Source organism: Streptomyces angustmyceticus (assembly GCF_019933235.1).
In the GTDB taxonomy this organism is placed as follows: domain Bacteria; phylum Actinomycetota; class Actinomycetes; order Streptomycetales; family Streptomycetaceae; genus Streptomyces; species Streptomyces angustmyceticus.
This window is the reverse complement of the sequence record NZ_CP082945.1, coordinates 7,461,588-7,474,392: the sequence shown is the minus strand read 5'-3', so window position 1 is coordinate 7,474,392 and position 12,805 is coordinate 7,461,588. Positions and strand designations below refer to the sequence as shown.

The following is a 12,805-nucleotide window of genomic DNA, read 5'->3' as shown; positions in this document are numbered from 1 at the left end:
TGGGTAGGATGGCCGCCATGACCGGAGCCCAAGCCGCTGACCTGCCCGAGGGCGGAGCGCCCAGGACGCCCGACAGACTGCGCCGACGGGCGAGCCGGCTGCTGTCGCAGCTGACCGTGCGGTCCGACCGGCTGATCAACGAGGGGCTGGCCCGGGTCGACGCCCGCAAGTGGCACTACGCCGTACTCGCCTCACTGCAGGACCTCGGGCCCGGCAGCCAGGCGGAGCTGAGCGAGCGCACCGGCATCTACCGCAGCGACATGGTCGGCGTACTCAACGAACTGGCCGAACGCGCCCTCGTCGAGCGGGCGCCGGACCCCGGCGACCGGCGCCGCAACATCATCACGATCTCCGCCCGCGGCCGCCGCCACCTGCGCCGTCTCGACACGGTCCTGGACGGCCTCCACGACGAACTGCTCGCACCGCTGAGTCCGGCCGAACGCGACCAGTTGGTGGAGTTGCTCATCCGCCTGCTGGACCACCACACGGGGACCGCCGACCCGGCGTAGCCGCCGGGGAGTCGCGGGCCTCCGGAGACGAAGGCAGGATCGTAGCGGACGGCGTGCGAGCGCCACCCGCTTTTGCGCATCATCGCTGAATCGATTCGTTTGCCTGGTGCAAAGATTAGCGTGGCTCATGCCCCAGCAGCCCACTGCGCCACAGCGCCCCCAGGGGCCTTGTCGCGCCCTTCAGGAGGCATGATGAAGTCGCACGCCCGGAACGCCAAGCAGCCGGCCGGCCGTGGTCGGCTGCTCACCATCACGGCCGCCGTACTGGCGGTCGTCGCCACCGCCTCCGTCTGGCTCTACCAGAGAGACAGTGCCGCCGGTGAGTCGGTCTCGGCCAATCTCCCGGCGGCACACGCCGGCCACGCCGGGCCCCCGTCCGGTCAGCCCGCCAACGCGGGTGCGGTCAGCGCGCTGGACAAGGTCTTCCTCACCAAGGTCCGGCAGGCCGGGCTGTGGGAGATGCCGGCGGGCCGACTCGCCCAGACGCACGCGTCCAGCGAATCCATCAAGCGCGCCGGGATGCACCTGCTCGAAGGGCACAGCACGCTCGACGAGCTGGCCCGTGAGGACTCCGAGGCGCTGAACGTGCCGATTCCCGACCAGGCCACCGCCGAACAGCAGGGCTGGGTGAAGCAGTTGAAGAACGCCCGGGGCCGGGAGTTCGACCAGCTCTTCGTGGACCTGTTGCGCGCCTCCCACGGCAAGATCTTCATCACCATCGGCGAGGTCCGCGCCGCGACCAAGAACTCGCTGATCCGGCGCCTGGCCACCCAGACCAACAACACCGTCCAGGACCATATGAGCGTGCTGGAGGACACCGGCCTGGTCACCGACGCCACGCTCGACGACGTCGCCTCGACGATTCCCAAGTGAGCGGCGGGTGGCGGCGACCGCGGGAATCAGCCGGCGCCGGGCGGCCGATGGCGCGGCGCTCCTCCCCCGAAGTCGGGCGGCACCGGCCTCACGCACCGCGCCGCGCCGGGGCGTCGACCCACCCCAGGGGGTGCAACTCCGCTTCCTCCGCGGGCGGTTCACCGCCCGCCTCGTTGAGCGCGGCCAGGGCCTTGATGAGGGCCGTGCGCTGGTCGGGGGCGAGCCGTTCGACGATCGCGCTGATCTCGGCGCGGCGCCGGCGGGTGACGTTCTCCACGGCGCGGCGCCCCTCGTCGGTGAGCCGCAGGACGGTCTCGCGCCGGTTGGCGGGGTTGGTCTGCCGGTCCGCCAGGCCCGCCACGATGAGCCGGTCCACCATCCGCATCGCGGTCGAGGGGGCGACCTGGAGCAGCTCGGCGAGGACGACCAGCTTGGCGGAGCCGCGCGTGGAGAGGACCACCAGCATCCGGAACTGCGGCAGCGTCACCCGCTCTTCGACCTCCGCCAGCGAGCGGGCGGACACCGCCACCAGCAATCTCGACGCCGTGAGCACCGCACGGGTCACCGCGTCCACATCATCCACGTCCCCCGCGGGGGCTTCACGCTCGGCCATCCCCCCTTTTTATCGTCCTCCGTTCCCCGCGCATTCACTCGGCCGCCCCGCGAGGGCCGGGACGGGGCGGCAGGAACGCAGGTGGCGGCGGTGACGAAGACGCCGGTGGCGGTGGGGCAGGCGACGGAGGCGGCGGAGGCGTGTAGAGGGCCACGGCGGCCGGAGCGGCGGCGATGATCGCGGCCACGTGTCCGGGCGGGGCGGCGGCGTCCGCGGGCGGCCGGGCGGGGGCGCGGCGACTTGCCGCCATCGAGACCTCCTAATTAGGCAAGCCTTACCTTACTAGCGTGTCCCGGTGGAGGCCAGGCCGTCCCCGCGCAGGACCGTGCCCCCTCAGGGCGTAGTGCGGGCACGGGGGACGAGGACCGGTGAGGAGTCCCCGGGATCACGGAGGATGTCGGCGTCCAGGGCGTAGAGCTCCTTGACGAGGGCCTCGTCGACGGTGTTGTGGGGGCTCCCCTGGGATCAGTGCTGAGGGTGGGGACGAGGGCCGGAGTGGAACAGGGTCCGCCGCTTGGGAGCGGGACCCGAGGTGAGGTGCCGGCCGATTTCGGCGCGCAACTTGAGCGCGTGGAAGACCTCGACCGCGCCCAGGACGATGGCCATGATGCCGACCACGAAGGTCAGCGCGGCGATCGAGCCGAACGGCAACACGATCAGCACGATGCCCGCCAGCGTCGTGAGGATGCCCAGGAACACCTGCCAGCCGCGCGCCGGGATGCCCTCGCCGGAGGCCGCCGTGGCGGTCATCATGATGCCGCGGATCAGCCAGCCGAAGCCGATCCACAGCGCGAGCAGCAGGATCGACTCCAGGGTGCCCCGGAAGCAGACCAGGCCCAGCAGGACGGAGATCGCGCCCGTGACGAAATGCAGCACCCGCAGATGCCGAGGGACATGCGTCCCGAAGGCGGCCGCCAGCTGAAAGACACCGATGGCCAACAGATAGATGCCGAAGAGCACGCCGACGACCCGCAGGGTCTGACTCGGCCAGGCCAGCGCGATGACACCCAGGGCGATCGCGGCCAGGCCCGTGGTGAGCAGGAATTGCCAGCCCATGTTCGCCAGGGCGGTCAGGCCCTCGTCCGGAGAGACCTCTCGCGTCCCGGTGTCGCGCGGAGGACCGGTGCCTGAGGAATCGGTGGGGTGTGTCATGCCGTCTGCCTCCTCCACGGAAGAGCACGGTGGATCGTTCCAGTTCCATCGTCACCCGCCCGGCCCCGTCCCGCCCGGCAGACGCTCCCGGGCCCGCACCATCGCCACAACCCGCCCACCCGCGCCCCGACCAGGCAGAACGGCCCATCGCGCGCCGGCCGTGCGCCGATGGGTTGCAGCACGCTCGGTGACGGGATTGCATGGAAAGCAGAGGCCCCGAGCGCCGGAGGCACCATGGGGCCGACCGCCCTCGCCGAGGTGCCGGTTGTCTTCTTCGGCCTCTCTCCTCGCGGGGCTGTGCACATCACGGTGCTCATGGCGGCGCGCGACGCCGACGCCGGGGATGTCGGGGCTCCGATGCCCTGGATATCGCGGCGCCGATCCCGTGGATATCGCGGCGCCGATGCCGTGGATATCGCGGCGCCGACGTCGTAAATGCCGCGGAAAGCCGCGGGATCGCAACCGGCCGAGAGAGGCATGGCATGGACAACGACGGTCTTCCCGACGACGGCCTGCCCGCCCCGGACGAGGGGCTGCTGGTGACCCACTTCCTGACGGTGCGCGACGTGGCGCGATCGCGCCGGTTCTACAGCGAGGTGATCGGCGGGCAGGTGGTCCTGGCGGAGAATCCGTGCATCGTGCGGCTCGCCAACAGCTGGATCATCATGAACCCGGGCGGCGGCCCGACCCCCGACAAGCCGGACATCACACTGGTCCCGCCCGACGACCCGCGCACCGTCTCCGCCTTCATCAATCTGCGGGTCGCCGACATCGAGACCTGTTACGCCCAATGGAGCGCAAAGGGCGCCGAGTTCCTGACGCCGCCCATCGACCGGCGGGCCGAACTCCGCTGCTACCTGCGCGACCCCGACGGCCACCTCATCGAGGTCGGCCAGGCCACCGGCATGCTCAAGGGCATCTACGCCCGCACCGACGACAGTGCCGGATAGCCGGGCCACCAGAGCCGACGCGACGTGGGGCCCGCCCCGCTCGGCAGCAGCCCCACGTCACCTCAACTCGCCTCAATGCTTCCTGTGGGGCGACGGCTCACCAAGTCACCGAACCGGCGAACCGGCGCATCGGCGCATCGCCGGCTCAAGAACGGCCGGGCATCCCCGGCAGACCCGGCGGCGCGGGAAGCGGCAGATGTGCCACGCCGCTGCTGCTCTCCCGTGCGGGCGCCGGTGCCTGGCAGACCACGTCCTTCGCCGGGAGCCTGCCCGTGGTCAGGTACGCGGTGGCCGTCTTGTCGGCGCACGACTTGGAACCGTAGATGCCGTGTCCGACGCCCCCGGCGACCATGACCATCCTCGAACCCTTCAGGGCCCGGTGCATACCGAGGCCGCTGGACAGGGGCGTCTGGGGGTCCCACTCGTTCTGCAGGGTGAGGACGCCGACCTTGTTGTCGATGGTGGTGGCGGGTTCGCTGCCGTTCTTCTTCCAGAACGCGCACGGCTTGATGGTGGACGCGAAGTCGCCGTACAGGGGGTACTTGGCCTTGTCCCGGATCGCGTCGCGGCGGTACTGCTCGGGGTCGCGCGGCCAGGCGCGGGTGTCGCCGCAGACGACCGACCAGAAGGCGGCGGTGGTGTTGTCCGAGGGCACGGCCCGGCCGAACGCCGGCGGCGCGGGCCGCTCGCGCTTGCCGGTGCCCGGGGTGACGGTCTGGTTCTTGGCCGCCGCGGCCTTCTTCAGGTCGACGACCGTCTCGGCCGCCTCGCGCACGCTGAAGAACATGGCGCGGCCCGCACGGATGTCGTCGCCGCTCAACGGGGTGCCGTGGAAAATGATCGGCTTCCGGTTCGCCCGGGCGACCAGATCCCAGAATGTCTTGCGGACCTTGTCCGGGGTGCTGCCCAGCTTGTAGGTGGCGTTCCGCTGGGCGGTCCACTTGCTCCACCTCGTGAACGCGGGCTCGCTGCCCTCCGACCAGACCTGCATCATGCCGCGCCAGACACGCGCGGGGTCGATGGCGCTGTCGAGGACTAAGCGGTCGGTGCGCCGCGGAAACATCTGGGTGTAGACGGCGCCGAGGTAGGTGCCGTACGAGTACCCGAGGTAGGAGATCTTCTTCTCGCCCAGCGCGGCGCGGATCGCGTCCATGTCGCGGGCGGTGTTGCGGGTGGTGATGTGGCGCAGCGTGTCGCCCTGCTTGGCGTCGCACTTCCGGGCCACGGTCCGGGCCCACTTGACGTCCTTGGCGTACGTCGCGGCCTTGTAGGGGCGCTGCCAGTTCTCCTCCTCGGCGGTCAGCCCGCAGCCGACCGGCGAGCTCTCGCCGACGCCCCGCGGGTCAAAGCCGATGAGGTCGTACTTCTTCGTCACGGACTTGGGGATCTCGGCCCCCATCGACACCGGCAGGTCGAGTCCCGACCCGCCCGGCCCGCCGGGGTTGAGCAGCAGCACGCCTCGGCGCTCGGCGGTGCTGCTCGCCTTGATGCGCGATATCGCGAGGTCGATCTTCTTGCCGTCCGGGCGGCTGTAGTCCAGCGGAACCTTGAGAGTGGCGCATTGGAAGGCGGCCGGGGTGGCGCTGCCGCAGCGGTGCCAGGCGGGCTTCTGCTGGGCGTACCGCGGTAACGAGCGCGCCGCGGCGGAGGCGGTCGCCGGCGTGACCGCCGGAACCAGTGCCGCGAGCGCACTCACCGCCAGAACGGGGGCTATTCGTCTGCTTCGCACGTAAGTCATGCCCTTCGGGTCAGTACGTGTGGGACGCACTCACCCTTGCGCACAAGGCAGTTGGGACGAATCCCTCCCATGGGTCACAGTGTGTCCAACCGTGGGCGGACGGACCGCCGGGCAAATGGTCCTGGAGTCGTACGTGGTGTGCCGTATCTTCCCTCCGCGCCGGCCGGTGGGGCTTCACCCATGCCGGATCGCGCCATTTCCCCGGGAGTGCGCGACGCCTCCGGCTACGCTCCCGCGGCTGCGGATGACCAAGTACACCCACGCGCCTAGGTGTACTGACCGGAGACGTTGATTGAGAGCAGGAGTTCTGATCGGCAATCAGGCTGCGGGGGTTGAGTGTCTGTCAGCCAGGTCCCTGGCGAGCTGACTGATGCGTGTGCGGGCCGCCTCTGGGGCGAGCACCTCGATGTGGTCGCCGAACTGGAGGAGCTGACGCACCGACTCGATCTCGGGGTAGCGCACGATGACGACGCGCGAGCCGATTTCCGGGGCGGAGACATGGTGGATGCGGGTGCCGAGGATGCGTCGCGCCAGATCGAGGCCATTTTCCGGCAGGCGGATGGTCACGCTCACACGATCTTGCCCCTCGGTGCGTTTCTTCAACGCGGCCCATCTGGTGCGGAGGCTTTCGTCTGCTTGGAGTACGGCTGGCGCGTCGAGTTGTTCGAAGGCCGAAAGTCGTTCCAGAGCGAGCAGCCGGCTGTCCCCCTGGTCATCGGCGACGAGATACCAGCGACCTGATTTCGCCACGATCCCGTACGGGTCAACCACCCGTGTCGAAGCATGGCTCTCGGCGCTGCGCCGGTACTGGATTCGAAGGCGTCGACAGTGTCGCAGGGCCGAGGCCAGATCCGATACATCGACCGCTGCCTCGGGGGCAGCAAACCACGCGGCGCTGTCGACAAGCACCAGGTCCGCCAGCCGCAGCGGGCTCGGCGACTCAGGTGCTGCAGCCTGGCGAGCGGCGATCTTGCGCTCCGCCGACTCCCACACCGCAGACAGGCCCATTCGCTCACGTTGTGCGCTGTCCAAGCCAGCTACGGAGAGGGCCTCCAGCTCTGGTGGTTCCAGATGGGATGCGTTGAGCCGTGCGCTGGGGAGCAGGACGATCCCGCCGTTACGCCCGCGTTCGGCATAGACGGGCACACCCGCTGTCGAGAGCGCCTCGACATCCCGCAGCACAGTACGCCGGGACACCTCAAGACGCGCGGCGAGCTCCGTCGTAGTGAGCCGCTGGCGGGTCTGCAGGAGCAACAGGAGATGCAAGAGCCTTGAAGCCTTCATGCTGACCCATGTTCTCAGAAAAGATGACAGGTTCTGTCGCGATGGGGCGATCCACTGGGTGCTGTACCGAGTAATCAACGAATTGAGGAGCGCTCCATGCCCACACCGAACCTGTTCCTGATCGGCGTCCGCGACACCGAGGCCGCCACCGCCTTCTACAGTGACCTGTTCGAGATCGAACCGACCTTCACCAGTCCCCACTACGTAGCTTTCGAAGCTGCCCCCGGTGTCCTGTTCGCGCTGTGGACGGGCTACAGCGAGCACGCGGTCCCGAGCACCCCTCGTACGACCGAGATCGGACTCATGGTGCCGGGGCCACCGGAGGCGATCGACGAGATCTTCACGAGTTGGGCCTCGAAGGGAGTCCACGTCGTGCAGGAGCCGCACGCTGCTGTCTTCGGCCGCACGTTCGTGATCACAGACCCCGACGGCAACCTCATCCGAGTCTCCCCAGTCGACTGAGCCGCACAATCCCTACCCACATGTCTCCAAGCTGAAGGGCCGGCCACACACCATGGCCGGCCCTTCGGCCTGTCCAGGAGCTCAGAAATGTCCCATACGAACGCGGCCCTCACACCGCGCCACCGTCTGAAAGTCGCTCGACTCGTCGCTGACGACGGCTGGCCCATCAGCGAAGTCGCGGCCCGGTTCCAGGTGTCCTGGCCGACCGTGAAGCGCTGGCTCGACCGCTACCTCGCAGACGAGTCCATGCAGGACCGATCCTCACGACCGCGGAGCTCGCCGGCCAAGACACCCAAGACCGTGACGAAGAGGTGCGTCAGCCTACGACTACGTCTGCGGGAAGGGCCGGTCCAGCTCGCTGCGAGACTCAACATCGCCCCGTCGACAGTGCACCGAATCCTGCGATCGGCCCGCCTGAACCGACTCGCCTACGTCGACCGCGCGTCCGGCGAGCCCGTCCGCCGGTATGAGCACGACCATGCGGGATCGCTGGTGCACGTGGACGTGAAGAAGCTCGGGAACATCCCCGACGGCGGCGGCTGGCGCTACGTCGGTCGCCGCCAAGGCGAAAAACACCGCTCCGCGACTCCTGGCAAGTCACGCAACGCCTACGGCGACCCGAAGCTCGGATACGCATTTGTGCACACCGTCATCGATGACCACTCTCGCGTCGCATACGCCGAGGTCCGCGATGACGAGACGTCCATGACCGCAGTCAGCGTGCTGCACAGCGCGGTGGAGTGGTTCGCCGCGCGCGGCGTCACCATCGAGAGGGTGCTCTCGGACAACGGAGGTGCCTATCGGTCAAACCTGTGGCGGGACACGTGCGACGCGCTGTCGATCACGCCGAAGTTCACGCGCCCTTACCGTCCGCAGACCAACGGGAAGGTCGAGCGCTTCCACCGCACCATGGCCGACGGCTGGGCCTACGCCCGCTGCTACACCAGCGAGCAAGAACGACGAGACGCACTGTCCGGCTGGCTCCACCAGTACAACCATCACCGTCCGCACACCGCGTGTGGCAGTCAGCCGCCGTTCACACGATTGACTAACGTCCCCGGTCAGTACACCTAGGACCATTCCCGTGCGTCCGTCAGGTGACGGCGGGCATAGGCGTACGCCTCCTGAGCATCGAGCTTTCCTACGTCCACGGTCAGTACGTCCCACGGGGTCCGCGCGAGGAGGCGGCGGGTCAGGTCGGCCTCGGATCGGAGATGTGCGGCGGCCGACGCGAGGTCATGAACGGCCTGGGTGCCGGGGGAACCAGCGAGCTTCCGCACGTACCAGTCCGCCCAGGCGGCACCCTCCCGCTCGACAGCGCGCCGCAGCGCCGTCTCCGGGTCGTCGTGGACATACACCACGGTGACCCGGGCCGGCTCCACGGCACGGGTCAGCTCTGCCATGACGTGGACGAGTGCCGCCTCGTCGTGGCCCCAGGCCACCAGCGACGGGAGGAACGGCACCAGGGCGTCCGTCACCAGGTAGTCCCTGCCCGCCGCCAGCGACTCCGCGATGTAGGTGCGAGTGCAGTCGACCAGGGTCGCGGGCCGGACGCCGGAAGCTCCTTCGGCGAACTCCTCCGCCACGGGCCGGAAAGCCGGCCGGGTGAGGATGTCGGCCTCCTCGAAATGGTCGACCGATGCGCCGTCCTCGGCGAGGAAACCGGCCACCGCACGGCACAGGGTGGACTTCCCGACACCTGGGCTGCTTCCTATGACGGAGATGAGGTGCACAGTCATCACAGCAGTCTTGCACGTGTCTCTCCCCTGGCCTTCTCCTCTTCCTCCTCCCCCTGGCACCAGGCGGCTCCGGATCTTCCGTACGGCGGGAATGACCGGCCCCGGCCGCCGGTTGGTCTCTTCCGTAGGCAGCGCGCCGACGCACGGCACCGATGAGTGGGACACGAGGGGAAACACATGTCGAACGACACGGCCGGCACCACCGTCCACGGCACCGTCGCCGAGGGCTACGAGGGCGTGCGCGAGGAGTTCGCCGCGTTCGTCGCGGAGGAGGAGCACGACCCGGGCGCGCAGCTCGCCGCGTACAAGGACGGCGAGCTGGTGGTGGACCTGTGGGCGGGAGACGTCACCGGGGACTCGCTGACCGGAGTCTTCTCCACCACCAAGGGCGCCGCGCACCTGGTGGTCGCGCTGCTCGTGCAGGACGGTGTCCTGGAGCTCGACCGCAGGGTCGCCGACTACTGGCCCGAGTTCGCCGCCGAGGGCAAGGGCGCGCTGACCCTGCGCGAGCTGCTCGCGCACCGCTCCGGCGTCATCGGCGCGGACGACGGCTTCACCTCGGAGGAACTCGCCGACGACCGCGTGATCGCCGAACGGCTCGCCGGGCAGCGGCCGTTCTGGCAGCCGGGCGTCGGCCACGGCTATCACGCCCTGGTGATCGGCGCGCTCACCGGGGAGGTCGTACGGCGGACCACCGGCCGCTCCATCCAGGAGATCTACGAGGAGCGGGTCCGCGCACCGTACGCCCTCGACTTCTTCCTGGGGCTTCCCGAGTCCGAGCGGGCCCGGCACCGCGACGTGCTGCCGATGCTGCCGACACCCGAGCAGCTCGCCGAGCTGACCGCGAACGCGGGCGGCCGCCACAGCCTCGTCGGCATCGCCTTCAATCGCAGCGCCGACCCCGCCTTCGACCTGACCGCGTTCGTCAACTCCGACGCCTCGCTGGCCAAGAGCCCGGCCTCGGTCGGCGGTGTGGGCAACGCGCGCGGCATCGCCGGGATGTACGCCGCGGCCATCGGCGCGTTCCACGGCCTGGGCGCTTTGCTCAAGCCCGAGACGACCGCCGAGTTCTCCCGCATCCATTCGGCCGGCACCGACCTGGTCTTCCACAACCCGAGCACCTTCGCCCTGGGCTTCGAGGCCGTCAGCGTGCTGTTCCCCGCCCTCGCCGCGAACACCTTCGGCCACAGCGGCGCCGCCGGCTCCCTCGCCTTCGGCGACCCCCGCTCGGGCCTCGCCTACGGCTACACCCGCCGCCGCTTCGCCTTCCCGGGCGGCGCCGCCCCGGAAAACGCCCGCCTGTCGAAGGCGGTCCACGAGGCCGCCATCGCCTGACGACGCCGGGGGCGGGGGCACTCCGCTGCCCGGGCGCTGGGTGCCGTTCGGGCAGTGGCGCACCCGCGTCCGGCTCCGGGCCGCGATGCCGCTGCTGGCCGGCGGCGCCACGGTGGCGGCGGTCGCCGCGCGGGTCGGCTATGCCTCCCCGAGCGCCTTCGTCGCGGCGTTCCGGCGGGCGGTCGGTGTGCCACCGGGCGCGTACCTCACGCCCGACGGGGGATCCGGGGGCCGGTGAGCGGTGCGCCGGGGCGACGCGCTACGACGGGCCGACGCGGCTGGTGCAGGTGAAGGGCTTGTCGATCCAGTAAGTCCGGTGCTGCGCGTCGTGGACGAGCGCGTACGTGGTGCGGGGATCGCAGAGCTTGTCGATCTGGGCGCGGTGCGCGGAACTGAGGGTGAACCAGTACTTGTTGGTGCCCGAGCCGACCCGTTGGCACTTGTAGAAGAAGCCCTTCATGCCGGGGCCGAACACGTCGCTGCGGAAGTCGGCGGCCAGTTTCTTGTTGAGGTTGATGTTGTCGCAGTCGGCCTTCATGCCCTCGACGCTGATGGTCCTGGCCGCCTCGGTCGTATAGCCCTGTGCGGTGTGGGTGCCGGAAGCCGTCCAGGTCCGCGCCGGCAGCGCGATCTGCTCGCCGACCTCGGTGAGCAGCGGGCTGCCGGAGGTGGCCGGTTCGGTCTGCTCGGTGGGGCTGGCATCCGCGATGCCCACGACGACCGCCACGCCGATACCCAGAATCGCCAGCAGAAGGGGTGCGATCCAGATCCCTTTTCGCACCGAGGGCGAGAGTGTCACCTTGCGCTCCGTTCCGGGCAGGCCCGGCGGTCCGACTGCCGCCCGGGCACCTGGTGCGCACCCTAACCGCCGCGGCGAGCGGCCCGCGGGAAGGGCGGGCGGTCAGGTTTCCACGGCGGCACGGTCGACCCGGACGGGCGAAGGGCACACCGCGTCAGATGGCGTACGAGCGCCCGTCGGAGAAGGGCCGGGGGCGGTGGGCAGTAGGTGAGGATGGAGGGATGACCTCTCTTTCGCGTGCCCACTCGTTCAACACGGCGGCGGCCCGGTACGCCGCGAACCGGCCCTCCTACCCGCCCGCTCTCCTGGACGCCGTCGAGGAGTTCATGGGCCGCCCCCTCGCCGGGGCCCGCGTCGCCGACGTCGGTGCGGGCACGGGCATCGCCACCGCCCTCTTACGGGGACGCGGCGCCGACGTTCTCGCCGTCGAGCCGGGCGACGGCATGGCCGCGCAGTTCCGCGGCGCTCTCCCCGACGTGCCGGTCGTCCGGGGCGACGGCAATGCCCTGCCGCTCGCCGATGCCTCCTGCGACCTGGTCACGTATGCGCAGTCCTGGCACTGGACGGACACCGGCCGCTCCGTCCCCGAGGCGCTGCGCGTGCTGCGTCCGGAGGGGGCTTTGGCGGTCTGGTGGAACACCCACGCCCTCGATGTGCCGTGGATCGCCGCGCAGCACGAACGCATCGCCCGGCACTGCGGGGGCAAGCGGACGTCCGCAGCCCTTCCGGACGACGACGCCGTGCGGCTCGCGGGGCTGTCCGGGCTCCGTGTCGCGCGGCGGCAGGTGCGCTGGGGGCGGACCGTCTCCCTGGAGACGCATCTCGCCAATATCAGCAGCCACTCGGCGTTTCTCGTCCTCGGCGAGGCTGCCGCGCAGGCGTTCCTCACCGACGAGCACGCCCGCCTGCACGAGCTCTTCCCGGCGGGCATGGTGGAGGAGCGCTATGTGGTCGATCTGCTGGTGGCCGCCCGTCCCTGAGGGGGCGTTCGCGAGGAGCTGCCCGTGCGTACTCGTTGCCGAGCGCTCATCCGTAGGTGCTCGTCCGTAGGCGTTCATCCCTGAGTGCCCGGTCCGTGCGGGCCCGCCTTGGGTGGGCGGGCCTCCCCCTCCCCGGGCTCAGGCGGCCAGCCGCGGGAAGAGCGTTTCGGCGTTGCCTCGCTCGATGGCGGCGCGCTGGGCGTCGTCGAGGGGATGGGTGTCGAGCTACGGGCGCGAGGGGCAGTTGCGCGCCTCTCGCGACCTCGGCCCCGAACAGCGCTCCGCCGTCACCGAACTCACCCAGCGGCTGACGGAACTGATCGACGAAATGTAGGACGGCATCGTCTTTTCCGGGTGGGGGCGGTGAGCAA

The 12,805-nt window shown here is 70.1% G+C and carries 14 protein-coding genes; 8 read left to right on the top strand and 6 right to left on the bottom strand.

Annotation, left to right across the window (positions count from 1 at the left end; all coding sequences use genetic code 11):
- The first annotated feature begins 17 nt into the window (after positions 1–17).
- Both K7396_RS33240 and K7396_RS33235 read left to right on the top strand, forming a co-directional pair.
- The gene (locus K7396_RS33240) at positions 18–509 is read left to right on the top strand and encodes a MarR family winged helix-turn-helix transcriptional regulator (RefSeq protein WP_086721866.1); all 492 of its coding nucleotides are present in this window, start codon (positions 18–20) and stop codon (positions 507–509) included.
- A gap of 189 nt (positions 510–698) precedes the next feature.
- Entirely contained in the window at positions 699–1,382 is a 684-nt protein-coding gene (locus tag K7396_RS33235; protein ID WP_208629235.1) for a DUF4142 domain-containing protein, read from the top strand.
- Positions 1,383–1,470: 88 nt separating this feature from the next.
- Here the strand turns inward: K7396_RS33235 and K7396_RS33230 are convergent, their stop codons facing one another.
- Together K7396_RS33230 and K7396_RS33220 are read right to left on the bottom strand one after the other, a co-directional pair.
- On the bottom strand, positions 1,471–1,995 hold the full coding sequence (locus K7396_RS33230; protein ID WP_152104480.1) for a MarR family winged helix-turn-helix transcriptional regulator: 525 nt from the start codon (positions 1,993–1,995) through the stop codon (positions 1,471–1,473).
- 465 nt (positions 1,996–2,460) lie between these two features.
- Positions 2,461–3,147 (bottom strand): HdeD family acid-resistance protein, encoded by a 687-nt coding sequence (locus K7396_RS33220; RefSeq protein ID WP_086721649.1) that lies wholly within the window; start codon positions 3,145–3,147, stop codon positions 2,461–2,463.
- A 482-nt stretch (positions 3,148–3,629) separates the two neighbouring features.
- Here K7396_RS33220 and K7396_RS33215 point away from each other — a divergent pair, with 482 nt between their 5' ends.
- Entirely contained in the window at positions 3,630–4,097 is a 468-nt protein-coding gene (locus K7396_RS33215) for a VOC family protein (RefSeq protein WP_086715014.1), read from the top strand.
- A gap of 145 nt (positions 4,098–4,242) precedes the next feature.
- On the opposite strand, the gene K7396_RS33210 is transcribed toward K7396_RS33215, so the two are convergent.
- Complete coding sequence (locus tag K7396_RS33210; protein ID WP_223660284.1) at positions 4,243–5,835, bottom strand: alpha/beta hydrolase; 1,593 nt, start codon at positions 5,833–5,835, stop codon at positions 4,243–4,245.
- Between the two features lie 318 nt (positions 5,836–6,153).
- Entirely contained in the window at positions 6,154–7,119 is a 966-nt protein-coding gene (locus K7396_RS33205) for a helix-turn-helix transcriptional regulator (protein WP_086715018.1), read from the bottom strand.
- A 96-nt stretch (positions 7,120–7,215) separates the two neighbouring features.
- Between K7396_RS33205 and K7396_RS33200 the strand changes: the two genes are divergently transcribed.
- Both K7396_RS33200 and K7396_RS33195 read left to right on the top strand, forming a co-directional pair.
- A complete protein-coding gene (locus tag K7396_RS33200; RefSeq protein ID WP_086715019.1) occupies positions 7,216–7,581 on the top strand; it encodes a VOC family protein in 366 nt (121 codons plus the stop codon).
- An 87-nt stretch (positions 7,582–7,668) separates the two neighbouring features.
- Positions 7,669–8,655, top strand: a complete 987-nt coding sequence (locus K7396_RS33195) for an IS481 family transposase (RefSeq protein ID WP_086715021.1) — start codon at positions 7,669–7,671, stop codon at positions 8,653–8,655.
- Here the strand turns inward: K7396_RS33195 and K7396_RS33190 are convergent.
- On the bottom strand, positions 8,652–9,320 hold the full coding sequence (locus tag K7396_RS33190; RefSeq protein WP_174886888.1) for a hypothetical protein: 669 nt from the start codon (positions 9,318–9,320) through the stop codon (positions 8,652–8,654). The genes K7396_RS33195 and K7396_RS33190 overlap by 4 nt on opposite strands.
- 177 nt (positions 9,321–9,497) lie before the next feature.
- Here K7396_RS33190 and K7396_RS33185 point away from each other — a divergent pair, with 177 nt between their 5' ends.
- Entirely contained in the window at positions 9,498–10,655 is a 1,158-nt protein-coding gene (locus K7396_RS33185; protein ID WP_086715023.1) for a serine hydrolase domain-containing protein, read from the top strand.
- A gap of 40 nt (positions 10,656–10,695) precedes the next feature.
- Positions 10,696–10,893: a helix-turn-helix domain-containing protein gene (locus K7396_RS33180; protein ID WP_373866903.1), complete on the top strand. Its 198-nt coding sequence runs from the start codon at positions 10,696–10,698 to the stop codon at positions 10,891–10,893.
- Positions 10,894–10,914: 21 nt separating this feature from the next.
- On the opposite strand, the gene K7396_RS33175 is transcribed toward K7396_RS33180, so the two are convergent.
- The gene (locus K7396_RS33175) at positions 10,915–11,454 is read right to left on the bottom strand and encodes a hypothetical protein (protein WP_086715025.1); all 540 of its coding nucleotides are present in this window, start codon (positions 11,452–11,454) and stop codon (positions 10,915–10,917) included.
- 221 nt (positions 11,455–11,675) lie between these two features.
- On the opposite strand from K7396_RS33175, the gene K7396_RS33170 reads away from it, so the two are divergent.
- A complete protein-coding gene (locus K7396_RS33170) occupies positions 11,676–12,434 on the top strand; it encodes a class I SAM-dependent methyltransferase (RefSeq protein ID WP_086715027.1) in 759 nt (252 codons plus the stop codon).
- Positions 12,435–12,805: the final 371 nt, after the last annotated feature.